A 26,721-nucleotide genomic window follows, 5' to 3' on the forward strand; every position below is an offset into this window, starting at 1 on the left:
CGCGGCAAAGCCGCCCTCCTACAAGGCAACCTGCCGCGCGGCGAAGTCGAAACGCCAAACCGCTCCCTCCTACAGCGCGGTATCCATGGTCCTTGACTGGGCACGGTCGAGCAGGCTGTGCCAGCGGGTGAGGATGGGGGCGTCGCTGTGGTGGACCTCGGCAAGCAGGCGGCGGAACGCCTGGCGGGCCTTGGCGTCGGCGGGGTCGACTAGGGTGAGCCAGGCCTCCAGGGCGGCGATCTGCTGGTGCAGGTTGCCGTCGTGGCGGGCGTGCTCCTGGGCCAGCTCGATCAGGGCGACGATCTCCTCGCGGGGGTGGCCGAGCAGGTGGCGCACCCGGGCGAGCTGCACCGCGAGCTCCGGCACGAACAGGGTGGTGCGCTCACGCGCCAAAACCAGCGCCTGGTCCAGGTACTCCTCGGCGCGGGCGTGCTCACCCAGGGCGATGCAGGCATCCACCAGCCACAGCGAGGGACGGGTGTAGGGGTCGCGGCCGGTGAGCTCGGTGAGCTCCTCCTGGGTGGCCTGGATCTGGGCAAGGCCGTCGCGGTCGCCGGCGATGGCGCGCTGCCAGCCGAGCACGCCGCGGGCGGCCATCTGCCAGAGGTGCAGGTCCGGCGTACCGGTGAGCTCATGGGCACGCTCGGCGCGGGCGGCGGCGAGGTGCACATGGCCCAGCTGGCGGTAGAGGGCGGCGGCATACATCAGCGCCATGGCCAGGCTGCCGGGATGGCCGATGCGCTCGGCCAGGCGGATAGCGGACTCCACCTGGGTCTCGGCACGGCGATAGTCGCCGCGCAGGCAGAGCGTCCAGCCCTGGAAGCAGGCGGCGGCCACCTGGGGGTGGTCCGAGAAGGGCAGCCACTCGATCATCATCTCGGACTCGAGGGGGTTGATCTCGTCCAGGTGGTCATAGGCGAGCGGGATGCGCCCGGCCCAGTACTCGCAGCTGGCCTGGGCGTACTCCGCCAGGCGCGCGTAACGCGGATCCTCGAGCTCGCGGGCCAGGTCGGCCAGCTTGGCGGCGAGGCGGAAGGCATCTGCGTGGGCGTGGCGCTGGCTGCAGCCCACCCACAGCCCCCACTTGACCAGGAAGGCCTGCTCCAGATCGACGCTCTCGCCCTCCTCGGCCAGCGCCTGGGTCAGCTCACGGGCGCGCACGAAGCTCTCGTGGGCGGTGGGCGAGCCATGCCCCTCCAGGGCGAAGGCGGCCTGGCCGCGCACGGTGAGCAGGCTGATCTCGCGCTCGGTCTGCCCGGCCACCTGGCGCAGGCTGACCAGGCCCAGGTCGGCCATCTTCAGGGCGGTGCGGTTGGCGCTGACCTTGAGCGCCTCGCGGGCGGCGAGCTCGTAGTAGCGGGCACCGCGGGCATAGTGGCCGCTGCGCCGCAGGTGGGTGGCGAAGTCGCCGGGGTGGCGGCTGATCCACATCGGGAAGCGCCCCTCGATCAGCTCCACCACCTGGCGGTGGATGGCGGTGCGCACGTCCCGCGGGCAGGAGAGGTAGGCGGCCTCCTGCAGCAGCTGGTGGGTGAACTGGAACTCGCGGCCGGCATCGTCGCCCTCGGCGGGCTCGATGATCTCGAGGCGGCGCATCTGCTCCAGCGCCTGGGTGAGGCGCGCGCCGTCGAGCTCGCTGCACTCGGCCAGGAAGTCGTAGCGGAAGCGACGCCCCAGCACCGCCGCCATATGGGCCACCTCGCGGTCGCCGTCGAGCTGGTCGATGCGGCTGGCAAGCAGGCCGAGCAGGCCGTGGGGCAGCTCGTCGAGCTGCACGCTGCGCCCCTCGCGGCGGTCCATGTCGACGCGGCGCACGATCTCCTGGAGATAGAGTGGCACACCGTCGCAGCGCTCGATGATCTGGCCGCGCAGGCGCGGGCTGATATGGATGCGGTAGCGGCGCGCCAGCTGGGAGAGCAGCCGCGAGGACTGCATGGCGTCGAGCTTGCCGAGGGTGATCTGCTGGTCCCAGTGCAGCTTGGCGGGCAGCCCCTCGCGGCCATGGTGGCTGGCCACCAGCATGAAGGCGCAGTTGATGGGTAGGCGGGCCTGCAGGCCGGCCAGCACCTTGACGCTGGGCTCGTCGAGCCACTGCAGGTCGTCGATCATCAGCACCAGGGTGCGCTCGGCGGCGATGCGGCCGATCAGCCGCTGCAGCAGGCCGACCACCAGCTCCACCGCCTCGCCGCTCTGGCTGAGCTCGGCCACGGCGTGGGATTCGCGGGCACCGAGTGCCTCCTCCAGCAGGCGCAGGCGGGCCTCGTCGCACTCCGGCATCTCAAGCGTCTGGCACAGGCTAGCAAGGCTCTCGGCGTCGATCGCATGGCCCAGGTGCCAGCGCAGCAGCTTGCGCGCCACGCCGTGGGGCTCCTGCACCGAGAGGCGGGTGGTGGGCTGCCAGCAGATGGCGGCGTCACGGCTCTGCTCCAGCTGGCGGAAGCCCACCATCAGCGCCGACTTGCCCATGCCGGAGGGGCCGCGCACCAGCACGCTCTGGCGCAACCCGATGCCGGCCCTGGCCAGGGCGTCGCGCAGGGTGCGCAGCTGGGGCTCGCGCCCCACCAGGCTCGGCGGCAGCGCCTCGCGGCCGCCCTCGTTGGCACCGAGTACCAGGGCGCGCAGGCGTACCCTGCCGTCGCTCGCCACCAGTCGCGAGCTGAGCCGCGGCTGCAGGTCCAACGCCGGTGGCATGTGCTGGCTGGCCTCCTGGGAGATAACAAGCTCGCTGCCCTCGGCGGCACTCATCAGGTCGAGCGCGCCCTGGGTCACCTGACCCAGCGGGTCGACCAGGCGTCGTTCGGGCAGGTAGACCACGCGGCCGCTATTGAGGCCGGCGGCCAGCTCGATGCGCGGCGGCTCGCCCTCGCCGCTCCAGTGGCGACGCGACTCCTCCGGCAGCATGCGCCGGCAGTGCTCGTAGAGGGCGACCAGCTCGGCGAGCTGGTGGGCCGGGCCATGGGTACCGAAGCAGGCAAGGCCCAGGCCGCCGGTGGCACCGGGCAGCCAGAAGCCGCCCAGGTGGTGGCACTGCTCCTCCAGCCAGCGCATCAGCTCGAACTGCAGCATCAGGCAGGCGCGGCTCGCCGGGCGCGTGGAGAGGTCACCCTTGAGGCGCAGGCGGATGGCCATCACCGAGAGCTGGCGCTGTTCGATCTCCTCCTCGCGCAGGGGAGAGCTGTCCGGCGCCAGGGTGCGCGAGAAGCCGACGCTGGCTGCGCCCGCGGCATCGGCCTGGGCGTCGGACCAGTAGCGCGCCAGCTGCAGGAAACCGGGCTCGGGCTGCTGCCCGGAGAGCGCCAGCAGCTGCAGGTAGGCGTTGTACTGCTCGTGGGCGGCGGCGAGCTGGCCCTGCTCGGCAAGTTGGCGCACCAGCCGCTCATGGAAGGGGCCATAGCCGGAGAAGCGGTTGACCAGGGTCTCCAGCAGGGAGTCTGGAGCCGACTCGAAGCGGTCCAGCACCGCCTCGGCGAAGCGGATCACGCGCTGGCGCCAGTCGTTGCGCACCTGCACCAGCCAGCGCTGGTACTCGGGGCAGTTGGTGATCTGTAGCTCCTCCACCAGATCGCCGTGGTAGTGCTCGAGCAGCGCGGCCAGGGTCGGCAGGTCGCGCTCGTGCTCCAGCAGGCGCTGGATGTCGTGGAGGTCGAGGCCCCAGGCCGGAGGCAGCTGGAAGGCGATGGTCTGGCGCGAGACCACCAGCACCTCGTCGGCGCTCTCGCCCAGCGACTGGCGCAGGCAGTGCAGCGCATGGCGCAGGTTGGTGCGCCCGGACGACAGCCCCTGGTCGGGCCACAGCAGCTCGGCCAGTGTCGCGCGGCTCACCGGCTGCTGGTGCAGCAGCAGGTAGACGAGCAGCGCCTTGACCTTGTCGTAGCTGAACTGGGTCAGGGTGTCCTCGCCCAGGCCGAGCGAGAAGTGGCCGAAGAGGGTCAACCGAGCCTGGGTCGGGGTATCGGTGACGTCGGAAGCATCCCGCATCGTGGTTTTCCTGCGTCCTGGTCGGCGGGCCGGGATCAGGCCGGCACGCCGCTGTGAAAACGAAAGGCCGTATCCGGCTCTTGTATGAGCGCCGCTTCGCGTTCGGCGAAGAAGGCGATTCGGGACTCGATGGGCGCATCGGTAAGGTGCCGCGCCAGCATCAGGTAGTCCTCATAGTGGCGTCCCTCCGACTTAACCAGAGTGCGATAGAACTTGGCAAGCTCGGCGTCGAGGTGGGGGATCAGCCGGGCGAAGCGCTCGCAACTGCGCGCCTCGATGAAGGCGCCGATGATCAGGATGTCGCACAACCGCTCGGGGTCGTTGGCGCGCACATGGCGGCGTAGCCCCTCGGCGTAGCGCGAGGCGCTGAGGTGGCGATAGGCGATGCCGCGCGCCTCCATCAGCTTGACCACCTGCTCGAAGTGCAGCAGCTCCTCCCGGGCCAGCTGGCTCATCTTGGTCAGCAGCAGCGGCTGGTCGACGTAGCGGTAGAGCAGGCTCATGGCGGTGGAAGCCGCCTTCTTCTCGCACTGGGCGTGGTCGATCAGCAACAGCTCGGGGTTCTCGAGCGCCCAGTCCACCCAGGCATCGGGGGTGCGGCAGGCCAGAAACGCCAGCAGCTCGTCGGAGAGCAGCGCCTCGGCATCGGCGACGGAGGGTTCGGCATGTGACTCGGTGAGTGTCTCGGTCATGGGGTCGCGCTTCAGCGGGTGAACATAACGTTAAAACGCCATGGTAGCGCGAACCGCGACCGGATAGGAGGTCATTCGACCTTGGTGTAGGTGGGGACCAGCCCCCTGAGGCGTTGGGGCTGGCCTTGATGGAGGAAGGTTACTCCCCCGCTCGATAGAGTTTCTGGATGCTGGAGAAGTCGAGCTGACCGTTGCCCTGGCTGCTGTGCAGGGCGAAGAGGTTGCGGGCCTGGGAGCCCATGGGCACGGTGGCCCTGGAGCCGAGCGCCAGTTCCCAGGCGAGGCCGAGGTCCTTGGCCATCAGGTCGGTGAGGAAGCCGCCCTGGTAGTCGCGGCCGGCGGCCGAGCCTTCCATCACCCCGGGCCAGGGGTTGTAGACGTTGAGCGCCCAGTTGCCGCCGCTGCTCTGCTTCATGATCTCGGAGAGTACCGCCGGGTCCATGCCGTTCTTCACACCCAGCGCCAGGGCCTCGGCGGTGCCGCTCATCAGGATGCCGAGCAGCATGTTGTTGCAGATCTTGGCGACCTGGCCGGCGCCGCTGTCGCCGGCGTGGAAGATGTTCTTGCCCATCGCCTCGAGCACCGGCTTGGCCTGCTCGAAGCCGGCCGCCTCACCGCCGACGATAAAGGTCAGGGTGCCGGCCTTGGCGCCGCCCACGCCGCCGGAGACAGGGGCGTCTAGCCAGGTGAACCCTCGCTCCCTGGCGGCGGCGGCGACGGTACGGACATCCTCCGGCGAGATGGTGGAGGCGTCGATGATCAGGGGCCTGGTGTTGGAAGCATGGGCCTCCAGGGCATCGAGCAGGCCGGGGGCGCCGTCGCGACCCAGGTAGAGGCCCTTGACGTGGACGCCGGCAGGCAGCATGGAGATGACCACCTCGGCCCCCTTGGCGGCGGCCTCGGCGCTCTCGGCGCGCCTGGCCCCCTCCCCTTCCAGCGCCTGCATGGCGCTCTCGACCAAGTCGAAGACGGTGACGTCATGGCCGGCCTTGACCAGGTTGCTGGCCATGGGCGCGCCCATGTTGCCGAGGCCGATAAAGGCGATTTTCATGATTGACTCCTTGTGATTGTTAGCCTTAACAGTGCTGGAAACATTGGTGGTACAGCGGGGCATTCACAGCAGTAGGAGGGCGGCTATGCCGCGCGACTGGCGCCGCCAGGCGCCTTGGCGGTGTTGCCGGGGAGGCCTGCGGCCTCCAGTCGCGATGCAAAGCATCCCTCCTACTGAATTCGTTAGCCCACCCGATGCCCCCAGCCGAGGTCGCGCAGCGGATGCGTCTCGGCGGACCAGGGCGACTGGAACATGGCGTCGAGGAAGGCGTCGGGGACGCTGGCCACGTCGGGGTGGGTCCAGCGGGGATTCTTGTCCTTGTCGACCAGCAGGGCCCGGACGCCTTCGGTAAAGTCACCCAGGCGGCCGCACTGCACCGAGAGCACCAGCTCGTCGCGGAAGGCGTCGGCGAGGCTGGAGTGGGCGTGGCGCTCCAGCATGCGCCACACCAGGTGCGCGCTGATCGGGCAGCCGGCGGCGAGACGTGCGCGGTTGGCGGCGAGCCACTTGTCGTCGCTGTCGTCGGCAAGAATCCGCGCCACGGCGGTCTCGACGTCGACGTGGCCGACCAGCGCCTGGATGGCGTCCTGGTGCGGCTGCACCTGTCCCTTGGGGGCCTGGTCGCGGGCCTCGAACCGGTCGAGCACCGCCTGCACGGCGGCACGACGCGCCTCGGGGCCGCGGTCGCCGAAGTCGGCCTCGCCGAGTGCCTCGAGCAGGGCGTCGCGCCTGTCACGGGGCACGAAACGGTCGGCCAAACCCAGATCCAGGGCATCACGGGCGTTGAGCTGGGCGCCGGTGAGACCCAGGTAGGCGCCCACCCCGGGCGGCATTCGGTTGAGGAACCAGCTGGCGCCGATGTCCGGATAGAGCCCGATGGTGATCTCGGGCATGGCGATCAGGGTGGTCTCGGTGACGAGGCGGTGGGAGGCGCCGGCGGTCAGCCCCAGGCCGCCGCCCATCACGATGCCGTCGGCCCACACCATCACCGGCTTGGGGTAGGTGTGGATGCGGTAGTCGAGGCGGTACTCCACGGTGAAGTAGGTGCCCGGCAGCTCGCTGTCGCGACCGGCACCGCTGTTCTCGCCCTCCTCGGTGAGGGCGCGGTAGAGCGCCACCACGTCGCCGCCGGCGCAGAAGGCCTTCTCGCCGCTGCCCTCGAGCCACACGGCGACGATGTTGCGATCCACCGCCCAGGCGTCGAGCTTGGCCTCGAGCTGGCGGGCCATCTCCAGGGAGAGCGAGTTGAGCGAGCGCGGCGCGTTGAGGGTGGCGACGCCGATGCGGCCGCCACAGGCGGTGGGCCGCTCGTCGAAGATCACGGGAAGATCCGACATCCTGGTTTCCTTCTATTGGCAGCGAGCTTATTGAAGCGCTTCGATCACGCCATCGGCGAGCAGGCGCCGGGCCACGATCAGGCGCATGATCTCGTTGGTGCCCTCGAGGATCTGGTGCACCCGGGTGTCGCGCACCAGCCGCTCCAGGGGGTACTCGCGGATATAACCATAGCCGCCGTGCAGCTGCAGGGCCTCGTTGCAAACGCTGAAGCCCATGTCGGTGGCGAAGCGCTTGGCCATGGCGCAGTGGGCGGGAGCCTCGGGGTCACCCTGGTCCAGGCGCCAGGCGGCCTGGCGCACCATCAGCCGGGCGGCGGTGAGCTCGGTGGCCATGTCGGCGAGCTTGAACTGCAGCGCCTGGAACTGGTTGAGCTCGCGGCCGAACTGCTTGCGCTCGGCGAGGTAGTCGCGGGACAGGGTCAGCGCCTGCTGGGCGGCACCCAGCGAGCAGCTAGCGATGTTGAGGCGGCCACCGTCGAGGCCCTTCATGGCGAACCTGAAGCCCTCGCCCTCCTCGCCCAGGCGATTGGTGACCGGCACGCGCACGCCGTCGAAGCTGACCAGGCGGGTGGGCTGGCTCTTCCAGCCCATCTTCTCCTCATTCTTGCCATACTCGATGCCCGCGGCATCGGCGGGCACCACGATGGCGGAGACGCCACCGGCGCCGCTGTCCGGGGCGCCGGTGCGCGCCATCACCACCAGCACCTCGGTGCTGCCGGCGCCGGAGATGAACATCTTTGAGCCCGAGATCACATACTCGTCGCCCTCGCGGACGGCCTTGGTGCGCAGGCTGGCGGCGTCGGAGCCGGCGCCGGGTTCGGTGAGGCAGTAGGAGCCGAGCGCCTCACCCGCTACCATGGCCGGGACCCAGCGCTCGCGCAGGGCGTCGTCCCCCCAGCTGGCGATCATCCAGCTGACCATGTTGTGGATGGTGAGGTAGGCGGTGGTGGCCACGCAGCCCTGGGCGAGCTGCTCGAAGATCAGCGAGGCGTCGAGGCGCGAGAGCCCCAGGCCGCCGTGCTCCTCGGGGGTGTAGATGCCCAGGAAGCCGGCCTCCCCGGCGCGGCGGATCACGTCCACGGGGAAGTGGGAGGCGGCGTCCCACTCGGCGGCGTGCTCGGCCAGCTCGGCCCTGGCGAAGTCGGCGGCGGCCTGCGCCAGCGCCTTCTGGTCGTCGGTCAAGGAGAAGTCCATGGCAGTCCTCGTCTCGTCGTGGTGGCTCTTGTTGTCGTGGCGATGCTGGAAAAAGCGACGTGCATCAGGAATTGGTGTCGGAGCCCAACCTAGCACTTGCTTGGTTTTTACCCTATCACCCCATGGTCGAACAAGCACTTTACGTTAACGTAAACCTCGGCTAGTGTTGCCTGCAGGCGGGCGAGCCACGCGCCGCCAGCCAATAAAAAACGGAAGACGCCCATGACTCAGACCACTTCCTCTCCGGCTAGCGCTCCGAACAGCGAGGCCCACCGGGACGGTCCCCTGCCCCGCCAGCGCCGTACCTACAGCATCGGCGAGCTGGCCAAGATGTTCGAGGTGACCAACCGCACCATCCGCTTCTACGAGCAGGAGGGCCTGCTGGCCCCGGAGCGGCGCGGCCAGACCCGCATCTATAGCGAGAAGGATCGGGTGCGGTTGAAGCTGACCCTGCGCGGCAAGCGCCTCGGCTTCTCGCTGGCCGAGATTCGCGAGGTGGTGATGATGTATGACGCCATGCCCGACGGTAACCGGCGTCAGCTCAAGCGTCTTCTCGAGATCCTGGCCAACAAGCGCGCCGATCTCGAGCAGCAGCTGGAGGATATCCGGCTGATGCAGCTCGACATCGACGACGTCGAACGGCGCGCCCGCGACGTCCTGGCGAGCCTCGGCGACGAGGCCAACGACTAGCCGCCGGCCCGGATCGTGATCGTGTAGTCCCTGGACCTACAAACTGGACGTACAAACGTCGGACCAACAACTTCCAGCCACCATCGCGAGACGCACACATGACACGCCAACACACTCCCGCAAGCTACGTCAGCGGCATCAGCGACACCCCCCTCAAGGGGCAGACCATCGGCGACTGCTTCGATGACACCGTGGCCCGCTTCCCGGACGGCGAGGCCCTGATCAGCCGCCATCAGGGGCTGCGCTACACCTGGAAGGAGCTGCAGGCAGCGGTGGACGAGGCCGCCCGCGCCCTGCTCGCCCTGGGCGTGAAGAAGGGCGAACGAGTCGGCATCTGGTCGCCCAACTGCGCCGAATGGACCATCACCCAGTTCGCCACCGCGAAGATCGGCGCCATCCTGGTCAACATCAACCCCAGCTACCGCACCCACGAGCTGGAGTACGCGCTGAAGCAGTCCGGCACCTCGACGCTGATCCTGCAGGGCAAGTTCAAGAGCTCCGACTACGTGGCGACCCTGGCCGAGCTGGCCCCGGAACTGCGCGACGGCGGCCCCGGCACCTTCAAGAGCGCCAAGCTGCCCGAGCTCAAGCGGGTGGTGTGCCTGGACGCCGATCGCGCCCTGACCGGCATGTTCACCTGGCAGTCGATGCTGGCCCACGCCGACGAGGTCTCCGCGGAGCACCTGGCCGAGGTGCAGGCGACCCTGCAGTTCGACGACCCCATCAACATCCAGTACACCTCCGGCACCACCGGTGCGCCCAAGGGCGCTACCCTCTCCCACCACAACATCCTCAACAATGGCTTCTTCGTGGCGCGCACCATGGCGCTCACCGAGAAGGACCGCATGGTGATTCCGGTGCCGCTCTACCACTGCTTCGGCATGGTGATGGGCAACCTGGGCTGCGTGACCCACGGCGCCACCATGATCTACCCGGGCGACGGCTTCGACCCCGAACAGACCCTGACCGCGGTCTCCGAGGAGAAGGCCACCACTCTCTACGGCGTGCCCACCATGTTCATCGCCGAACTGGAACACCCAGAGTTCGAGCGCTTCGATCTCTCTCACCTGCGCACCGGCATCATGGCGGGCTCCATCTGCCCCATCGAGGTGATGCGCAAGGTGATCGATCGCATGAACATGCAGGACGTCACTATCTGCTATGGGATGACAGAAACCAGCCCAGTCAGCACCCAGACCCAGACCGACGCGCCGCTCGAGAAGCGCGTCACCACCGTCGGCACCATCCACCCCCACCTGGAGGTGAAGCTGGTGAGCCCCGATACCGGCGCCGTGGTGCCCCGCGGCGAGACCGGCGAGCTGTGCACCCGCGGCTACAGCGTGATGCTCGGCTACTGGAACAACCCGGAGGCCACCGACAAGGCTATCGACGAGGCGGGCTGGATGCATACCGGCGACCTCGCCACCATGGACGACGAGGGCTACGTGGCGATCGTCGGGCGCATCAAGGACATGATCATCCGCGGCGGCGAGAACATCTATCCCCGCGAGATCGAGGACTTCCTCTATACCCACCCGGCGATCTCCGATGTCCAGGTGATCGGCGTGCCCGACGAGAAGTACGGCGAGGAGGTGATGGCCTGGGTCAAGCTCACCGACGGCGAATCGCTGGACGAGGAGGCCCTCAAGGCCTTCTGCAAGGGCAAGATCGCCCACTACAAGGTCCCGCGCTACGTGAAGTTCGTCGACGAGTTCCCGATGACGGTCACCGGCAAGATCCAGAAGTTCAAGATGCGTGAGGAAGCCACCCACGAGCTTGGACTGGCGTAGGCGGCCAAGGGAAAAGTAGAAAGTAGAAAGAGAAACCCCGCGGGCCTCAAGGGCCGGCGGGGTTTCTGATTCTATGCACCGCCACCCGCCGGGAGGCCGACCAACTATGGCAGGAAGGCTGGGTGTGGTGGGAGGCTGGGGGCTGTGGTGGGAGGCCGGGTCCCCCGGGCGACTGGAGGCCGAAGGCCTCCCGGTACGTCTCCATACCTTGTCAACACCGCCGGGGCGCCTGGCGGCGCCAGTCGCGAGGCAAAGCCTCCCTCCTACCACAACGGCACCATCGCGCCACTCTTGCGGCTTACATCCCCTTGGGCGCGAAGATCCCCGGGGCGTTGCGCCAGTAACCCTTGATATCCATGCCGAAGCCAAAGACATAGCGGTCGGCGACCTCCAGGCTGCAGTAGTCGGCCTTGAGGCCGGGTACCGCCTTGCGGTCGTGCTGCTTGTCCACCAGCACCGCGGTGGTGATGCTGGCCGCCCCCGCCTCGCGGCAGTAGTCGAGGATGGCGGCGAGCGTCGCGCCCTCGTCGAGGATGTCGTCGACGATCACCACATGGCGCCCGGCCATGGGGATCTCCGGGGAGACGCGCCAGAACAGCTCGCCGCCGCGAGTCTTGCCGCGGTAGCGGGTGGCGTGGAGGTAGTCCACCTCCAGCGGGAAGCCGAGCCGGGTCAGCAGGTGGCCGGTGGTGATCAGCCCGCCGTTCATCACGCAGTAGAAGACCGGCAGCTTGTCGCCCAGGTCGCGGGTGATCTCGTCGGCCATGCGGTCGAGGGCGCCCTCCACCTCCGCCTGGCTGATCAGGCAGTCGGCGCTCTCCATCAGCTCGCGCATATGGTGCAGGGAGTCGTGGGTCTGGGGATCGAGTTGGGACATCGTCGGGCGTCTCGTGGTTAGGTCGAACATGGGTCAGCCCCCTCAGGGGACCGAGGTTCAGGTGGCTTGGTGGTCTGACCCCAGGGCCTCGAGGTGGGCGTGCAGGCGCCGCCAGCGGGAGAGCGCGGGCAGGCTCTCCAGGGTCGGGCGCGCTCGGGAGTAGCGCAGCCTGTTGAGGCGCGGTGCCGGCGAGTGCTGGCGACAGGCATCCAGAACCTCCAGTGCGGCGGCGCGGTCGTTGCACACCAGCAGCATGTCGCAGCCGGCGGAGAGCGCGGCCCGGGCGCGCTCGGCCGGGGAGCCGGCGGAGGCGGCACCGGCCATGCTCAGGTCGTCGGAGAAGATCACGCCCCTGAAGCCAAGGCTCTCGCGCAGCATGCCGAGCCAGGCGGGGGAGAAACCGGCCGGGCGCGGGTCGAAGGCCGAATACACCACGTGGGCGGGCATCATGGCGTCGAGCTGGCCGGCCAGGCGCTCGAACGGCACCAGGTCGTGGGCGCGCAGCGCCTCCAGCGAGCGCTCGTCGACAGGCAGCTCGAGGTGGGAATCGGCCGCCACGCTGCCGTGGCCGGGGAAGTGCTTGCCCACCGCCACCATGCCGGCCTCGTGCAGGCCGTCGATGAAGGCGCCGGCCAGGGCGGCGACGGTCTCGGGAAAGCGTGAGAAGCTGCGGTCGCCGATCACCGTGGAGGTGCCGCCGTCGACGTCGAGCACCGGGGCGAAGGTCAGGTCGAGGCCACAGGCGGCCATCTCCATGCCCAGCAGCCAGCCGCTGTCCTGGCACAGGCGGCGGGTGACCTCGGGATGGCTGGCGGCGTCACGTCCCAGGCGGCGCATGGAAGGCAGTCGCGTCACCCCGTCGCGGATGCGCTGCACGCGCCCTCCCTCCTGGTCGATCCCGATCAACAGTTCCGGGCGTACCGCACGCATGGCCCCGCACAGCTCGCGCACCTGGGCGGCGGCCTCGACGTTGCGGGCGAACAGGATCACCCCGCCCACCTCGGGACGACGCAGCAGCGTGCGTTCCTCGTCGGTCAGGCGAGTGCCCTCGAGGTCGAGCATCACCGGGCCCAGCGGCGGAGCGGACGACGAACGGGGCGCTCGGGCGCTGGCGTCGGCCATGGTCACGCCTCCCGTACGCCGGCGGGCGCCGGCGCGGGCAGCGGCGCCTGCATGGCGGCCACCACCACCGGCCGCAGCCGGCGCACCAGGTCGCGCACGGTGACGTGCTCGTTGTAGTCCTTCTCGGCGATGTCACGCAGAGCATCCAGCCCGGAGAGGGTGAAGATCACCGTGCCCAGCACGAAGTGCAAGCGCCAGAAGCGCTCGGCGTCGGGCAGTTCCGGCGTGGCCTGGCGGATCAGATCGGTGAAGCGGGTGAAGACGCTGCCGTACTCCTCCTGGATGTAGCGGCGCAGGTGGCCTTGGGCCTGGCTGTAGGCGAGCCCCAGCAGGCGCATGAAGACCTTGAGGCTGTTGCGCTCCGCCGGCACCTCCAGCACGCTGCGCGCCATGGTCTCGAGTAGTTCCTCGAGGGGAATGGCCTCGCCCCGATAACGGCGCTCGAGCTCATCCAGGGCGCCATGGAAGCGCTCGGTGAAGGGGTCGAGGTAGCGCGCGAAGACCGCCTGGATCAACGACTTCTTGGAACCGAAGTGGTAGTTCACCGCCGCCAGGTTGACCTTGGCCTTGCTGGTGATGGTGCGCAGCGATGTCTCGGCGAAGCCGCGCTCGGCGAACAGTACCTCGGCGGTGTCGAGAATCCGGGTGACGGTATCGTTCTGGGCCATGGGCGGAGCGTCCGGTAATAAACATTTGTTTCAAACGTGGCGCAATTCTACGCCAGACGCACGTTGCGGCTCAACGCTGGTCCCACGCATCGTTTGAAACGGCACGCAACATTACTGTACGGAACAACATGCTGTATACTTGATCACTACGGTACTGCCATCCGCACAGGAGGTCCCATGGCACGCCCCCTTACCCAGCGCCAGCAGAACGTCTACGACTTCATCGTCAAGACCATGCAGGAGCTCGGCTATCCTCCCACCCGCGCGGAGATCGCGCGCGCCCTGGGCTTCCGCTCCCCCAACGCCGCCGAGGAGCACCTGCGTGCCCTGGAGCGCAAGGGGGCCATCCGCATGATCTCGGGCACCTCACGGGGCATCCGCCTGCCCGCCCAGGAGGCGGAGGCCGAGGAGAGCGGCGACGAGGCCCCCTCCCAGGGCCTGCCGATCATCGGCGAGGTGGCGGCGGGCAGCCCGATACTGGCCGCCGAGCATATCGACCGCTACTGCCCCCTTCCCCCGGAGTACTTCACCCCCCGGGCGGACTACCTGCTGCGGGTGCGTGGCCTCTCCATGAAGGACATCGGCATCCTCGAGGGCGACCTGCTCGCCGTGCACCGCACCGACCGGGTGCGCAATGGCCAGATCGTGGTGGCGCGCCTGGAGGAGGAGGTGACGGTGAAGCGCTTCGAGCGCCACGGCCACCGCGTCACCCTGCGCGCCGAGAACCCCGATTTCGCGCCCATCGAGGTGGACCTGCGCCACGACCCGCTGGAGATCGAGGGCGTGGGCGTCGGGGTGATCCGTGGAGGCAATGGCCAGGCCCTCTCCTGAGCGCAAGATCCTCCACGCCGACTGCGACTGCTTCTACGCGGCGGTGGAGATGCGCGACAACCCCGCGCTGCGCGACATCCCCCTGGCGATCGGCGGCAGCGTCGATCGCCGCGGGGTTATCGCCACCTGCAACTACCCGGCGCGGGCCTATGGCATCCATTCGGCGATGCCCACCGCCCGCGCCCTGCGCCTCTGTCCGCACCTCACCCTGCTGCGGGGCGACTTCGACAAGTACCGCGAGGTCTCCCGCCAGATCCAGGCGATCTTCCATGAGCTCACCCCCCTGGTGGAACCGCTCTCCCTGGACGAGGCCTTCCTCGACGTCACCGGGGTCGAGCGCTTCTCGGGCAGCGCCACCTGGATGGCACGCTGGATCAAGGAGGAGAGCCTCCGGCGCACCGGCATCACCGTCTCGGTGGGGGCCGCCCCCGCGAAGTTCCTGGCCAAGATCGCCAGCGACTGGGAGAAGCCCGATGGCCTGACGGTGATCCCGCCGTCGAAGGTGGACGCCTTCGTCAGCGCCCTGCCGGTCAAGAAGCTCCACGGCGTGGGCCCCGCCACCGGAGCAAGGCTCGATGCCCTAGGCATCACCACCTGCGCCGAGCTGCGCGAGCTGCCCCTGGAGCGGCTGGTCGAGGAGTTCGGCAAGTTCGGCCGGCGCCTCTTCGAGCTCGCCCGGGGCATCGACGACCGGCCGGTGAGGGTCGAGCGCGAGCGCAAGTCGGTGAGCGTGGAGACCACCTTCGCCCGCGACCTGCCCGACCTCGCCCACTGCCGTGAGGCGCTGGTGCCGCTGTGCGAGAAGCTGGAGGAGCGCCTGGCCCGCCACGGCCACCCGCCGCTCGCCGGCATCGTGGTCAAGGTGCGCTTCGACGACTTCAGCCTCACCACCCTGGAGAGCCGGGGCCTGGCGCCGACGCCCGAGCACTACGCCCGGCTGCTGGAGCAGGCCTGGGAGCGCGGCCGACGCCCGGTGCGCCTGCTGGGTGTGGGCACCCGGCTGGTGGCGGCGGATGCCAGGCGCCAGCTTAGCCTGCCTCTTTAACTCCCCTGTAGCCGAACCCACACGCCGCCGACCAAAGTGCAAGGCCCGCCACCATGGGCCTCGCTTAACATTGTCGACAGTCTCGCGTAGAATCGCGGCCACCTGAGACGGGAGTTCACACCCCCTGTTCCACGCGCCAGAGGCTTGTTCCGGCGACGTTTCTGCCGGGTCGCGACACTCTGGCCCCACACGCAATGAGGGCCCTAACGTGCTTGAAGCCTATCGCCAACATGTCGAGGAGCGCGCCGCGGAAGGCGTGCCGCCGAAGCCGCTGAACGCCGAGCAGGTCGCCGAGCTGGTCGAGCTGCTGAAGAATCCGCCGGCCAGCGAGGAGGAGTTCATCCTCGACCTGCTGACCAACCGCGTGCCCCCGGGCGTCGACGAGGCCGCCTACGTCAAGGCCGGCTTCCTGACCGCCATCGCCAAGGGCGAGGCCGAGTCGCCGCTGATCGACAGGATCCACGCGGTCAAGCTGCTGGGCACCATGCAGGGCGGCTACAACATCGTCTCCATGGTCGAGCTGCTGGACGATGCCGACCTGGCCAAGGAAGTGGGCGAGCAGCTCAAGCACACCCTGCTGATGTTCGACGCCTTCCACGACGTGGAAGAGCGCGCCAAGGCGGGCAACGCCGTGGCCAAGGAGGTCATCCAGTCCTGGGCCGACGCCGAGTGGTTCCTCTCCAAGCCGGCGCTGGAAGAGAAGATCACCCTCACCGTCTTCAAGGTGCCGGGCGAGACCAACACCGATGACCTCTCCCCCGCCCCCGATGCCTGGTCGCGCCCCGACATCCCGGTGCACGCCAACGCCATGCTCAAGAACGAGCGTGACGGCATCGAGCCGGAGGAGCCAGGCGTCAAGGGCCCGCTCAAGCAGATCGAGGAAGTGAAGGCCAAGGGCTACCCGGTCGCCTACGTGGGCGACGTGGTGGGTACCGGCTCCTCGCGCAAGTCCGCCACCAACTCCGTGCTGTGGTTCTTCGGCGACGACATCCCCAACGTGCCCAACAAGCGCGCCGGCGGCTTCTGCTTCGGCGGCAAGATCGCGCCGATCTTCTTCAACACCATGGAAGACTCCGGTGCCCTACCGGTGGAGATGGACGTCTCCAAGATGGAGATGGGCGACGTCATCGACGTCTATCCCTATGAGGGCAAGGTGTGCAAGCACGGCACCGACGAGGTGCTGACCACCTTCGAACTCAAGACCCAGGTGATCCTCGACGAGGTGCGCGCCGGTGGCCGCATCCCGCTGATCATCGGCCGCGGCCTGACCACCAAGGCCCGTGAGTCCCTCGGTCTGCCCGCCTCCGACGTCTTCCGCCTGCCCGAGCAGCCCAAGGACAGCGGCAAGGGCTACACCCTGGCCCAGAAGATGGTCGGCAAGGCCTGCGGCATGGAGGGCGTGCGCCCGGGCATGTACTGCGAGCCGAAGATGACCACCGTGGGCTCCCAGGACACCACCGGCCCGATGACCCGTGACGAGCTCAAGGACCTCGCCTGCCTCGGCTTCCAGGCCGACCTGGTGATGCAGTCCTTCTGCCACACCGCCGCCTACCCGAAGCCGGTGGACGTCAACACCCACCACACCCTGCCCGACTTCATCATGAACCGTGGCGGCGTCTCGCTGCGTCCGGGCGACGGCATCATCCACAGCTGGCTGAACCGCATGCTGCTGCCCGACACCGTGGGCACCGGTGGCGACTCCCACACCCGCTTCCCGCTGGGCATCTCCTTCCCGGCAGGCTCCGGCCTGGTGGCCTTCGCCGCCGCCACCGGCGTGATGCCGCTGGACATGCCGGAGTCCGTGCTGGTGCGTTTCAAGGGCAAGCGTCAGCCCGGTGTCACCCTGCGTGACCTGGTCCACGCCATCCCCTACTACGCCATCCAGCAGGGCCTGCTGACCGTCGAGAAGTCCGGCAAGAAGAACGCCTTCTCCGGTCGCGTGCTGGAGATCGAGGGCCTCGAGGACCTCACCGTCGAGCAGGCCTTCGAGCTCTCCGACGCTTCCGCCGAGCGCTCCGCCGCGGGCTGCACCATCACCCTCTCCGAGGAGAGCGTGACCGAGTACCTGAAGTCCAACATCACCCTGCTCAAGTGGATGATCGCCAATGGCTACGGCGACCGCCGTACCATCGAGCGCCGCATCCAGGGCATGGAGGAGTGGCTGGCCAACCCGAGCCTGATGCGCGCCGACAAGGACGCCGAGTACGCCGAGGTGATCGAGATCGACCTCGACGCCCTCGACCAGCCGGTGCTCTGCGCCCCGAACGACCCCGACGACGCCCGCCTGCTCTCCGAGGTGGCCGGCGAGAAGATCGACGAGGTCTTCATCGGTTCGTGCATGACCAACATCGGCCACTTCCGCGCCGCCGGCAAGCTGCTCGAGAAGCAGCCGGCCGGCAGCCTGAAGACCCGCCTGTGGCTGGCACCGCCCACCAAGATGGACCAGCACCAGCTGACCGAGGAGGGCTACTACGGTATCTACGGCCGCGCCGGCGCGCGCATGGAGATGCCGGGCTGCTCGCTGTGCATGGGTAACCAGGCCCGCGTCGCCGCCAAGTCCACCGTGGTCTCCACCTCCACGCGTAACTTCCCCAACCGCCTGGGCGACGGTGCCAACGTCTACCTCGCGTCAGCGGAACTGGCCGCCGTGGCCGCAGTGGAAGGCCGCCTGCCCAGCGTCGACGAGTACCGCCGCTACATGGGCGAGTTCGACGCCATGGCCGGCGAGATCTACCGTTACATGAACTTCCACGAGATCGAGGAGTATCAGAACGCCGCTTCCAACGTGATTCCCGTCGCCCAGGAAGCCTGATACCCCCAGGGTCTGATAGACTCAACCTCGACGCCGATGCTCGCAACATCGAAGGCCGCCCTTCGGGGCGGCCCGGCCTGAAGCCACTGCTTCACGCCGACGTCGATAAACGAAGCGCCCCGCCAGGGGCGCTTTTTTTATACAGGCCCTGTACGAATCGATTCGAGCGAGTAGGATAGACCTATCATCATCGACCGCTATCAGGAGCCCCCCATGGACCAGGAGACCTTCCAGCACAGCATCCGCAAGCTGCTCAAGAATGTCGGTGTGACCACCCAGCAGGAGATCGAGAAGGCCGTCGCCGAGGGCCTCGAGGCGGGTCACCTCACCGGCGACGAGCGCCTCCCGGCACGGGTCACCGTCGAGGTGGATGGCCTCAGCCTGGCGCTGACCTTCGACGGGGACATCACCCTTGAGTGAGGCACGGGATGCCACCGTCATCCGCGTCGAGGGGCTCTCCAAGACCTTCGCCGGCGGCTTCGAAGCGCTCAGGGCGGTCGACCTGGAGATCCGGCGCGGCGAGATCTTCGCCCTGCTCGGCCCCAACGGCGCCGGCAAGACCACCCTGATCAGCGTCATCTGCGGCCTGGTCAACCCCAGCCAAGGTCGGGTGCTGGTGGACGGCCATGACAGCGTGCAGGAGTTCCGCGAGGCGCGGGCGCGCATCGGCCTGGTGCCCCAGGAGCTGACCAACGACGCCTTCATCAAGGTGTGGGACACCGTGAGCTTCAGCCGCGGGCTCTTCGGCAAGCCTCCCGATCCGGCGCACATCGAGCGGGTGCTGCGCTCGCTGTCGCTGTGGGAGAAGCGCCACAACCGCATGATCACCCTCTCCGGGGGCATGAAGCGCCGGGTGCTGATCGCCAAGGCGCTGGCCCACGAGCCGGAGATCCTGTTCCTCGACGAGCCCACCGCCGGGGTCGACGTGGCCCTGCGCCGGGACATGTGGGAGGTGGTGCGCCAGCTGCGCGATGCTGGGGTGACCATCATCCTCACCACACACTACATCGAGGAGGCCGAGGAGATGGCCGACCGCATCGGGGTGATCCGCTCGGGCGAGCTGCTGCTGGTGGAGGGCAAGCATGCCCTGATGCAGCAGCTGGGACGCAAGGAGCTCACCCTGCACCTGCGTGAGCCCCTGGCGACGGTACCGGAGCGCCTGGCGCGCCATGCCCTGTCGCTGGCCGAGGAGGGCCACGCCCTGGTGTATACCTATGACGCCGAATCGGGCGAGGAGGACGGCACCGGTATCGCCGAGCTACTGGCCGACCTCGAGGCCGCGGGCATCGCGGTCAAGGACCTGCACACCCGGCAGAGCTCCCTGGAGGAGATCTTCGTCAACCTGGTCAAGGAGGAGGCGTGAACCTCGAGTCCGTGAAGACGCTCTACCGCGCCGAGATGGCGCGCAGCCTGCGCACCGTGCTGCAGAGCATCGTCTCGCCGGTGCTCTCCACCTCGCTCTACTTCGTGGTGTTCGGCGCCGCCATCGGCACGCGGATCAGCGAGGTGGACGGGGTCAGCTACGGCGCCTTCATCGTGCCAGGGCTGATCATGCTGATGCTGCTCACCCAGAGCGTCTCCAACGCCTCCTTCGGCATCTTCTTCCCACGCTTCTCGGGCACCATCTACGAGGTGCTCTCGGCGCCGATGTCCTACTGGGAGGTGGTGGTTGGCTACGTGGGGGCGGCGGCCAGCAAGTCGCTGATCCTGGGGATCATCGTGCTGGTCACCGCGCGGCTGTTCGTGCCCTACTCCATCGAGCATCCGCTGATGATGGCGCTCTTCCTGGTGCTCACCGCGGTGACCTTCAGCCTGCTGGGCTTCATCATCGGCATCTGGGCCGACGGCTTCGAGAAGCTGCAGCTGGTGCCGCTCTTGGTGATCACCCCGCTCACCTTCCTCGGCGGCACCTTCTACTCCATCGACATGCTGCCGCCGTTCTGGCAGGCGGTAACCCTGGCCAACCCGGTGGTCTACCTGGTGAGCGGCTTCCGCTGGAGCTTCTACGGCATCAGCGACGTCAGCCCGCTGGTGAGCCTCGCCATGATCCTGCTGTTCCTGGCCGCGGCGCTGGCCGTGGTGGCCTGGATCTTCCGCACCGGCTACCGGCTGAAGCCCTGAGCGAGTATCATGCCGGCCCCGCGTCCGACCACGGAGCCGCCATGCCGATCCTCAACGCCATCGTCCATCGCATCGAGAAGGCCGGCGAGGCCCCGGCACGCCTGCTGCCGGCCAGCGCCCCATTGCCTGCCTCCGATGCCCTGGAGGCGATGCTGGAGGCGCTGACCCGCGCCTACCATGCCAAGAGCAAGGCCTGGGGCCACTTCGCCGATACGGCCATGGAGGCAGACGCCGCGCAAGGGGAAGACGACACGGGCCGATCGCCGCTGGCCGCGGAGATCGGCGACTACCTCGCGGAGCAGCGCGACTTCGTGGCCCTGACTCGCCCCCTCGCCGAACGGCTAGCCAGGCTGCTGGACGACCACCTGTCGGCCTCCGGTGATCTGCTGGTGCTGGACACCCGCTTCGGCGGTGCGCGCTTCCTGACCCTGGCCCTGCTGCACCATCGCGAGGGATTCGCCATCGACGATGCCCTGCAGCCGGTGCCGACGCGCCAGCTCAACCTGACCCAGATGAGCCTGGCCGCCCGGCTCGATGTCAGCCAGTGGCAGGCCGGCGATTCCAGGCAGTACCTCTCCTGGACCCGCGAACGTGGCGGCAAGGCGCTGGCCGAAGGCTTCGCGGCGCTGCTGGGGGCGGTGGAGGGCGTCGATGCGCCAGGCGAGACCCGCACCCTGCTCAAGGCCTTCAGCGACTACGTGGAGAAGGAGGACCTGGCGGAGGACGCCAGCCGTGAGAAGACCGAGACGCTGGTCGACTATGCCAGCGACCAGGCCAGCCGCGGCGAGCCGATCACCCTGGAGGAACTCTCGGAACTGCTGGATGAGCAGCAGCCGAGGGCCTTCTATGAGCATATCCGCAACGCCGACTACGGCCTCTCCCCGGAGATCCCGCCGGACAGGAAGACCCTCAACCGCTTCAAGCGCTTCACCGGTCGCGCCGGTGGCGTCTCCATCAGCTTCGACTCACACCTGCTGGGCTCCAGCGTGGAATACGACGAGGCCGGCGACCGGCTGATCATCAAGCAGGTGCCCAAGCAGCTCAAGGAGCAGCTGAAGTCCGGGAGCTGAACCGCCAGCGCAGCGAAGAGCACACCCTCAATAAAAACATGTTTATAAAGAAAAAACGGATCAGGTAAGCCATCTCCTACGCCGTCTGTACGCCCGATGGGACAGCATCGGCCTGCGACTGGCGCAAGTGGCCATCGGGGGCCAAGCTGAAGCGATAATTCGCTACCGCCTGGGCGAACGTTCCAGGCCTGGGGGCATGACATGGATCGCAGGCAAGGCGCGGCGGTGGGACCACTGCCGCCGGGGTGGCCGGGGTGAAAGCCGACTCCCGGCGTCTGGAGGGGCTGAACTGGCAGGCCGAGTTTCACGACCCCGCGATGGAGGCCCTGTTCCGGCGCACCCTGGTGGCCTATCACGCCTGTCAGCTGCGGTTGGCGCTGGCCGTAATCTCAGGCCTCTTCCTGGCCTTCGCCCTGGCAGACTACAGCGTGCTCGGCCCCGGCCAGACCTTCCAGGCACTGCTGGTCATGCGGCTGCTGGTCATTCTGGTCAGCCTGCTGCTTGCCCTGGCCGCCTGGCGCCGACCGGTGGTGGCCCAGGCACCACTCCCCGTCAACCTGGCTTGCCTGCTCGGCCTATCGGTACTACTGCTGACCATCCCCCTGCGTCCCGGCGAAGGCATCCACGTCGCCTCGGTGGTGACCGCCAGCATGGCGCTCTACCTGTTCATCCCCAACCGTATCCGCTGGATGCTGGCCACCAACACCTACCTGCTGCTCGGCTTCCTGGTGGCCATCACCCTCTGGGCCCCCCTGCCGCCGGGCCTCGTGTTGACCAGCCTGCTGCTTCTGGCCTTCGTGAACCTGCTCGGCTGGGCGACCATCTCACGGATCAAACGCCTAAAGCGTGAGCAGTTTGCCATGCTGCTGGAAGAGCGCTCGGCGAACCGCCGCCTCAAGGACGAGATCCTCGAGCGCGAGACACTCGAGGCGCAGCTGCGTCATATGGCCTGCACCGACGACCTGACCGGCATCGCCAATCGCCGCCACTTCTTCGAACTGGCCGAACAGGAGCTGCGCCGCGCTCGACGCGACGGGACACCCCTGGCGGTCTGCATGGTCGACATCGACCTCTTCAAGCGTCTCAACGACCACCATGGCCATGCGCTGGGCGACCGGGTGCTGGCGATCGTGGCCGGCTGCTGCCAGTCGGTGCTCCGGGACTCCGACGTACTGGGCCGCTATGGTGGCGAGGAGTTCGTGATCGCCCTCCCCCTTGCCGACCTGGACATGGCCACCACCATCGCCGAGCGACTGCGTGAGAAGGTCAGTTCCCTCAAGCTGCCGATGCTCGGCGACGAGACACCCCTTACCGTCACCGTGGGCATCAGCCGGGTGGAGGAGGGGGAGTCACGCATCGACCCCGCCCTGCTGCGAGCCGATCAGGCGCTCTATGCCGGCAAGGCACAGGGGCGCAACCGAGTGGTGGTGGCGCCCCGACCGGTCCCCGAGTGTGGCGATCCGCTGGAACCCTCTGCCTGGCGCACCGACGGATTGGCTATGCCAGGTGCGGACGCAGCCATTGACGCAACTGCGTCCCCTGCATGGCTCCGGCCTGGCGGGCCACCTCCCGGCCGCCTTTGAAGACAATCAGGGTGGGAATGCTGCGGATGCCGAAGCGTCCGGCCAGGGCCTGCTCCGCCTCGGTATCGAGCTTGGCGAAGCGGATGCGCGGCTCCAGTTCGCGGGCCGCCTCGGCGAAGACCGGCGCCATCATCTTGCAGGGGCCGCACCAGCCGGCCCAGAAGTCCACCACCACCGGCAGCTCGCTGCGCTCCACCAGGGCCCGGAAGTTGGCCGCGGTCAGCGTCACCGGTTCGCCGGTAAAGAGCGGCCGCTTGCACTTCCCGCAGGTGGGGCCGTCGTTGAGGCGCGCCCGGCTGATACGGTTGACGGCGTGGCAGTGGGGGCATCCCAGGGTCAGGGCTTCGGACATCTTACGCTCCTCGAAGAAAGGGCCTGTTGAGACTATGGGCCCGCCACGTGCCGGTCTCAAGTGGTGGCTTGCCACCACCCGGGTGCGACATTCCGTCCGCCTCGGCCGTCGATGGCGTTGATCTGGGTCACGGGAGAGCCACTGAGCGGCCTAGCCGAACAACCCCAGCTGGCGATCGACCAGGGCGGCGAAGTCGTCGCCCACGAAGGGCAGGATGGCATCCGCGACCGGTTGCAGCTGACGACTCAGGTAATGGTCGATGTCGATGGACGAGCGCCATGCCTCCAGGGGCTCAGGACCGGCCACGGTGATCACGTAGCGAATCCAGCCACCGCGCTGATAGCGGCGCGGCCGGCCCAGGCGATCGTTCTCGGCATCGGCCAGGCGGGCCGCCCGGACATGGGGCGGCACGTTGCGCCGGTACTCCTCCAGGCGGCGGCGCAGGCGCTTGCGATAGACCAGCCGCTCATCCAGCCCCTCGCCCCTGGCACCCTCGATGAAGGCGTTGACGTAATCCCGCACATAGTCCCGGTAGGGCTCATCCCGGAAGATGCGTCGATAGAGCTCGCGCTGGAACTGCTGGGCCAGCGGCGTCCAGTCGCTGCGCACCGTCTCCATGCCCTTGAAGACCACCCGCTCATTCCCCTCGAGGTCACGTACCAGTCCGGCATAGCGCTTCTTGCTGCCCGCCTCGGTCCCGCGGATGGTGGGCATCAGGAAGCGTCGATAGTGGGTCTCGAGCTGCAGCTCCAGGGCACTGGCCAGGCCATACTCTGCCTGCAGGTGGTCACGCCACCAGGCATTGACATGATCCACGAGCGCCTTGCCGATCGCTGCAGCGTCATCCTCCTCGCAGGCTTGACCGAGCCAGACGAAGGTGGAGTCGGTGTCGCCGTAGATAACGGTATACCCCTTGTCCTCGATCAGCCCCCGCGTTAGCCGCATGATCTCATGCCCGCGCTGAGTGATGGACGAGGCGAGCCGCGCATCGAAGAAGCGACAGCCCCTGGAGCCCAGCACGCCGTAGAAGCTGTTCATGATGATCTTCAACGCCTGGGACAATGGCGCGTTGCCCTCCGCCTTGGCCGCCTCGCGCCCGGCCCCGACTCGCTCGACGATGGCCAGAAGCGCATGCCGGGTACGCGAGAAGCGCGCGCCGCGAAAACCCGGCACCGAGGCGGCCTCCGAAGGCTCGGCCAGCCCCGCCACCAGCCCCGCCGGGTCGATCAGGAAGCTGCGGATGATCGAGGGGTAGAGGCTCTTGAAGTCGAGCACCAGCACCGAAGCGTAGAGCCCCGGCCGGGAATCCATCACGAAGCCACCGGGGCTCTCGGCCGCCTCTCCCTCGCCGAGGTTGGGTGCCACCCATCCCAGCCGATGCAGCCGCGGCAGGTAGAGGTGGGTGAAGGCGGCCACCGAGCCGCCGCTGCGGTCGGCGGGCAGGCCGGTCACCGTGGCGCGCTCCAGCAGGAAGGTCAGCAGTTGGGTCCTGGCGAAGATGCGCGTGACCAGCTCACAGTCCTTGAGGTTGTAGCGGGCAAGCGCCGGCTTGTCCTCGGCGAACATGCGCAGGATATCGTCGAGGCGCCGGTAGGGATCCTCTATCGCCTTGCCCTCGCCGAGCAGCGTCTGGGCCACGCTCTCCAGGCTGAAGGAGGGGAAGCTCCAGGTGGCCGAACGCAGCGCCTCGATGCCATCGATGATCAGCCGCCCCTCGGCGGCGGCAAACAGATGGTTGGGCGGATGGCCATGGGCACGCAGCTCGAGTGCCGCCCCGCCGCGCCCGAGCCGCAGCGGCACGCCCAGCTGCCGGGCATGCTCCTGGAGCAGGCGCAGGTCGAACTGCACCAGGTTCCAGCCGATGATGGCATCGGGATCATGCTCGGCAAACCAGGCGTTAAGCCGTTCAAGAAGCTCGCCTCGGGTGGCGCAGTAATCGAGAGAGAAATCCCGCGTTCCCGCCTCGCCGTTGGCCGGCCCCAGCATGTAGACCTGGCGCTGCCCGCAGCCTTCCAGCGCGATGGAGTAGAGCTCGCCCCGGGCGCTGGTCTCGATATCCAGCGAGACCGTGCGCAGGCGCGGGCGGTAGTCCGGGCCCGGTCGCAGGCGCACCCCCACCAGGCCGCCCTGCCCGTCCGGCGACCCCTGAACCTCAACGGGCGCGGTGATAAAGCGCTCCATCAGATAGCGCTCCGGGGGACGGATGTCCGACTCGTACAGCGTGACGCCGGCCTCCTCCAGCCGACGCCCCGCCGCCTGAAGCTGTCGATACTGGCGGGCATAGAGCCCGAGTACCGGCCGTTGCCGGAAGTCCTCGAGCTCGAGGCCACGCAGCTCGAGGCCCGGCTCGTCACCGATCACCGCCTCGGCACGGGCCCGCTGCTCGGCAGGCAGGAAGGCCACTGCCCGCTGCGGCGGCAGGGTGACGCGCAGCGGCCCCTCATCGGTGGCCAGCCACAGCCATACCCGGATGCCCTCGGCGCTATCCTGCCAGTGGCGGGTCAGGATGAACCCTCGTCGACTCGACAAGGGGCTATCCCAGGGCCGCCAGGCTCGCCAGCAGGTAGACACCATTCAGCAACATCATGGGAGGCCTATCTCCACTATCAGGTCGGGCGTGAACAGCGGCGGATCGAACTCGCCGGGATACCCCCCCGGGTTGGCGATGACCCGTGTACCGCCTGCCTCCAGGTCCACGGGTTCATGCACATGGCCATGGATCCACAGATCCATGCGGCCCATCAGCTGCGGCAGGTGGGAGGCGAAGGCGGGTGAGGCCGCATCACCGCGGAAGCGAGGCGGAATGCACTCGGCCAGGGGCGCATGGTGGCTGATCACCACCCGCGGCCCATCGAAGGGCCGTGCCAGCTCGCCCTCCAGCCAGGCCAACGCCTCGGCATGCAGGCGTCGGCTTTCCGCCGGGGTGAACACCGCCCCGTCCGGCTGCTCGATGATGCGAAAGTCCGGCATGAAGGCCAGCACCCTCTCCTCGGTGAACGCCGGATTCTGATCCGGCTGCTCGGCGTAGAGGGCGAAATCGGTCCACAGCGTGGAGCCATGAAAGCGCACGCCATCCAGGGTCAGGGTGCGGTTGTCCAGCAGGTGGATGCCAAGACGCGTCGCCTCGGCCTGAAGCTCCCTGCGCAGCGCCGGCATGGCGGTGCCGTAGAACTCATGGTTGCCGGGCACATAGAGGATCGGGGTGCCGAAAAAGTGTTCCGCCGCCCAACGAAGGCCCTGAACACCCGAGTGAATATCGCCGGCGAGGATCACCACATCGGCTTCGGCCTCGGGCAGGACGATCGGTTCGGCGAAATGTTCCAGATGCAGGTCAGACAGCACTCTCAGGCGCATCTTCCATGTCCTTTTCACTGGCCATGGATGCCAGTGTGCTTCAGGCGATACGCGAAGGCCATGGCAGGCGGCCGCATGCCGGCGGCGCCATGCCGAATTGGCATGGCCTGGGGGTGACGCGCCGACACCGCAATGCAGCATGGCGTGCTATAAC

General features: G+C 68.2%; 21 protein-coding genes. 10 read left to right on the plus strand and 11 right to left on the minus strand.

The annotated features are described in order from the left end of the window. Positions 1–69: 69 nt before the first annotated feature. From BLP95_RS12825 to BLP95_RS12845, 5 genes are all read right to left on the minus strand, one after another. On the minus strand, positions 70–3,978 hold the full coding sequence (locus tag BLP95_RS12825; RefSeq protein ID WP_089679996.1) for an ATP-binding protein: 3,909 nt from the start codon (positions 3,976–3,978) through the stop codon (positions 70–72). Positions 3,979–4,013: 35 nt separating this feature from the next. Beyond that, complete coding sequence (locus BLP95_RS12830; protein WP_089679999.1) at positions 4,014–4,670, minus strand: MiaE family protein; 657 nt, start codon at positions 4,668–4,670, stop codon at positions 4,014–4,016. A 139-nt stretch (positions 4,671–4,809) separates the two neighbouring features. Then, on the minus strand, positions 4,810–5,721 hold the full coding sequence (gene mmsB / locus BLP95_RS12835) for a 3-hydroxyisobutyrate dehydrogenase (protein WP_176760291.1): 912 nt from the start codon (positions 5,719–5,721) through the stop codon (positions 4,810–4,812). 182 nt (positions 5,722–5,903) lie between these two features. Continuing rightward, entirely contained in the window at positions 5,904–7,058 is a 1,155-nt protein-coding gene (locus BLP95_RS12840) for an enoyl-CoA hydratase/isomerase family protein (RefSeq protein ID WP_089680001.1), read from the minus strand. Between the two features lie 27 nt (positions 7,059–7,085). Continuing rightward, entirely contained in the window at positions 7,086–8,252 is a 1,167-nt protein-coding gene (locus BLP95_RS12845; RefSeq protein ID WP_089680003.1) for an acyl-CoA dehydrogenase family protein, read from the minus strand. 222 nt (positions 8,253–8,474) lie between these two features. On the opposite strand from BLP95_RS12845, the gene BLP95_RS12850 reads away from it, so the two are divergent. Both BLP95_RS12850 and BLP95_RS12855 read left to right on the plus strand, forming a co-directional pair. Beyond that, a complete protein-coding gene (locus BLP95_RS12850) occupies positions 8,475–8,942 on the plus strand; it encodes a MerR family transcriptional regulator (RefSeq protein ID WP_089680005.1) in 468 nt (155 codons plus the stop codon). Between the two features lie 98 nt (positions 8,943–9,040). Further along, entirely contained in the window at positions 9,041–10,732 is a 1,692-nt protein-coding gene (locus BLP95_RS12855) for an AMP-binding protein (RefSeq protein ID WP_089680007.1), read from the plus strand. A gap of 298 nt (positions 10,733–11,030) precedes the next feature. Here BLP95_RS12855 and BLP95_RS12860 read toward each other — a convergent pair whose 3' ends face one another. The 3 genes from BLP95_RS12860 to BLP95_RS12870 are packed head-to-tail and all read right to left on the minus strand — an operon-like array spanning position 11,031 to position 13,399. After that, positions 11,031–11,609: a hypoxanthine-guanine phosphoribosyltransferase gene (locus BLP95_RS12860; RefSeq protein ID WP_089680009.1), complete on the minus strand. Its 579-nt coding sequence runs from the start codon at positions 11,607–11,609 to the stop codon at positions 11,031–11,033. Positions 11,610–11,666: 57 nt separating this feature from the next. Next, the gene (gene nagZ, locus BLP95_RS12865; protein ID WP_089680011.1) at positions 11,667–12,731 is read right to left on the minus strand and encodes a beta-N-acetylhexosaminidase; all 1,065 of its coding nucleotides are present in this window, start codon (positions 12,729–12,731) and stop codon (positions 11,667–11,669) included. A 2-nt stretch (positions 12,732–12,733) separates the two neighbouring features. Beyond that, the gene (locus BLP95_RS12870) at positions 12,734–13,399 is read right to left on the minus strand and encodes a TetR/AcrR family transcriptional regulator (RefSeq protein WP_089680013.1); all 666 of its coding nucleotides are present in this window, start codon (positions 13,397–13,399) and stop codon (positions 12,734–12,736) included. 177 nt (positions 13,400–13,576) lie between these two features. On the opposite strand from BLP95_RS12870, the gene lexA reads away from it, so the two are divergent. The 8 genes from lexA to BLP95_RS12910 all read left to right on the plus strand — a co-directional run bounded on the left by lexA (position 13,577) and on the right by BLP95_RS12910 (position 22,861). Then, positions 13,577–14,230: a transcriptional repressor LexA gene (lexA, locus tag BLP95_RS12875; RefSeq protein ID WP_089680015.1), complete on the plus strand. Its 654-nt coding sequence runs from the start codon at positions 13,577–13,579 to the stop codon at positions 14,228–14,230. After that, entirely contained in the window at positions 14,211–15,275 is a 1,065-nt protein-coding gene (gene dinB / locus BLP95_RS12880) for a DNA polymerase IV (protein ID WP_089680017.1), read from the plus strand. Before lexA ends, dinB begins: the two co-directional genes overlap by 20 nt. A 208-nt stretch (positions 15,276–15,483) precedes the next feature. Continuing rightward, complete coding sequence (gene acnB / locus BLP95_RS12885) at positions 15,484–18,087, plus strand: bifunctional aconitate hydratase 2/2-methylisocitrate dehydratase (RefSeq protein WP_089680019.1); 2,604 nt, start codon at positions 15,484–15,486, stop codon at positions 18,085–18,087. A gap of 213 nt (positions 18,088–18,300) precedes the next feature. Beyond that, positions 18,301–18,507: a DUF6494 family protein gene (locus BLP95_RS12890; RefSeq protein ID WP_089680020.1), complete on the plus strand. Its 207-nt coding sequence runs from the start codon at positions 18,301–18,303 to the stop codon at positions 18,505–18,507. After that, a complete protein-coding gene (locus BLP95_RS12895; RefSeq protein ID WP_176760292.1) occupies positions 18,500–19,450 on the plus strand; it encodes an ABC transporter ATP-binding protein in 951 nt (316 codons plus the stop codon). Before BLP95_RS12890 ends, BLP95_RS12895 begins: the two co-directional genes overlap by 8 nt. Further along, complete coding sequence (locus tag BLP95_RS12900; RefSeq protein WP_089680023.1) at positions 19,447–20,208, plus strand: ABC transporter permease; 762 nt, start codon at positions 19,447–19,449, stop codon at positions 20,206–20,208. The genes BLP95_RS12895 and BLP95_RS12900 overlap by 4 nt, the downstream gene beginning before the upstream one ends. Positions 20,209–20,249: 41 nt before the next feature. Then, on the plus strand, positions 20,250–21,278 hold the full coding sequence (locus BLP95_RS12905) for a nucleoid-associated protein (RefSeq protein ID WP_089680025.1): 1,029 nt from the start codon (positions 20,250–20,252) through the stop codon (positions 21,276–21,278). A gap of 254 nt (positions 21,279–21,532) precedes the next feature. Then, the gene (locus tag BLP95_RS12910) at positions 21,533–22,861 is read left to right on the plus strand and encodes a GGDEF domain-containing protein (RefSeq protein ID WP_143004426.1); all 1,329 of its coding nucleotides are present in this window, start codon (positions 21,533–21,535) and stop codon (positions 22,859–22,861) included. On the opposite strand, the gene trxC is transcribed toward BLP95_RS12910, so the two are convergent. The 3 genes from trxC to BLP95_RS12925 all read right to left on the minus strand — a co-directional run bounded on the left by trxC (position 22,776) and on the right by BLP95_RS12925 (position 26,567). Continuing rightward, entirely contained in the window at positions 22,776–23,213 is a 438-nt protein-coding gene (gene trxC / locus BLP95_RS12915; protein WP_089680029.1) for a thioredoxin TrxC, read from the minus strand. The genes BLP95_RS12910 and trxC overlap by 86 nt on opposite strands. Positions 23,214–23,363: 150 nt before the next feature. Beyond that, positions 23,364–25,742 (minus strand): DNA polymerase II, encoded by a 2,379-nt coding sequence (locus BLP95_RS12920; RefSeq protein ID WP_245678753.1) that lies wholly within the window; start codon positions 25,740–25,742, stop codon positions 23,364–23,366. A 54-nt stretch (positions 25,743–25,796) separates the two neighbouring features. After that, positions 25,797–26,567 (minus strand): metallophosphoesterase, encoded by a 771-nt coding sequence (locus BLP95_RS12925; RefSeq protein WP_089680033.1) that lies wholly within the window; start codon positions 26,565–26,567, stop codon positions 25,797–25,799. Between the last annotated feature and the right edge of the window lie 154 nt (positions 26,568–26,721).

The sequence above is a fragment of the Halomonas shengliensis genome, assembly GCF_900104135.1.
Taxonomy (GTDB): Bacteria; Pseudomonadota; Gammaproteobacteria; order Pseudomonadales; family Halomonadaceae; genus Halomonas; species Halomonas shengliensis.

Coding starts and splice junctions, on each gene's coding strand:
- BLP95_RS12845 (WP_089680003.1), bottom strand. CDS start 8,252: ATGGACTTCTCCTTGACCGACGACCAGAAGGCGCTGGCGCAGGCCGCC.
- BLP95_RS12855 (WP_089680007.1), top strand. CDS start 9,041: ATGACACGCCAACACACTCCCGCAAGCTACGTCAGCGGCATCAGCGAC.
- BLP95_RS12840 (WP_089680001.1), bottom strand. CDS start 7,058: ATGTCGGATCTTCCCGTGATCTTCGACGAGCGGCCCACCGCCTGTGGC.
- BLP95_RS12830 (WP_089679999.1), bottom strand. CDS start 4,670: ATGACCGAGACACTCACCGAGTCACATGCCGAACCCTCCGTCGCCGAT.
- trxC (WP_089680029.1), bottom strand. CDS start 23,213: ATGTCCGAAGCCCTGACCCTGGGATGCCCCCACTGCCACGCCGTCAAC.
- BLP95_RS12825 (WP_089679996.1), bottom strand. CDS start 3,978: ATGCGGGATGCTTCCGACGTCACCGATACCCCGACCCAGGCTCGGTTG.
- lexA (WP_089680015.1), top strand. CDS start 13,577: ATGGCACGCCCCCTTACCCAGCGCCAGCAGAACGTCTACGACTTCATC.
- BLP95_RS12850 (WP_089680005.1), top strand. CDS start 8,475: ATGACTCAGACCACTTCCTCTCCGGCTAGCGCTCCGAACAGCGAGGCC.
- BLP95_RS12870 (WP_089680013.1), bottom strand. CDS start 13,399: ATGGCCCAGAACGATACCGTCACCCGGATTCTCGACACCGCCGAGGTA.
- BLP95_RS12890 (WP_089680020.1), top strand. CDS start 18,301: ATGGACCAGGAGACCTTCCAGCACAGCATCCGCAAGCTGCTCAAGAAT.
- nagZ (WP_089680011.1), bottom strand. CDS start 12,731: ATGGCCGACGCCAGCGCCCGAGCGCCCCGTTCGTCGTCCGCTCCGCCG.
- BLP95_RS12925 (WP_089680033.1), bottom strand. CDS start 26,567: ATGCGCCTGAGAGTGCTGTCTGACCTGCATCTGGAACATTTCGCCGAA.
- BLP95_RS12905 (WP_089680025.1), top strand. CDS start 20,250: ATGCCGATCCTCAACGCCATCGTCCATCGCATCGAGAAGGCCGGCGAG.
- mmsB (WP_176760291.1), bottom strand. CDS start 5,721: ATGAAAATCGCCTTTATCGGCCTCGGCAACATGGGCGCGCCCATGGCC.
- BLP95_RS12860 (WP_089680009.1), bottom strand. CDS start 11,609: ATGTCCCAACTCGATCCCCAGACCCACGACTCCCTGCACCATATGCGC.
- dinB (WP_089680017.1), top strand. CDS start 14,211: ATGGCCAGGCCCTCTCCTGAGCGCAAGATCCTCCACGCCGACTGCGAC.